The following is a 206-nucleotide window of genomic DNA, read 5'->3' as shown; positions in this document are numbered from 1 at the left end:
AGATAGTCATTTCCGGTATTGCCGTGCAAAATATCGTTGCCAGTTCCCGCATAAAGGTTGTCATTTCCTCCCATTCCCAACAGGAAATTATCCACAGTAGTCCCGAACACCGCTTCGGCGGTATCCGTAGCGAAAAAGGGAAAAGTATTTCCCGCAAAAACCGTGTTTCCTACGGAATTTTCCGTGGGGAAAATTAGGTTTTCGTT

Annotated in this window: 1 protein-coding gene; it reads right to left on the bottom strand. The window is 45.6% G+C overall.

The window, feature by feature from the left end:
• Positions 1–206, bottom strand: a 206-nt coding sequence (locus AC0QH1_RS00615; RefSeq protein WP_324628774.1) for a hypothetical protein, incomplete at both ends; no start/stop codon positions are given.

Source organism: Phormidium sp. CCY1219, assembly GCF_055795085.1.
This window is presented reverse-complemented; position numbering and strand designations above follow the sequence as displayed.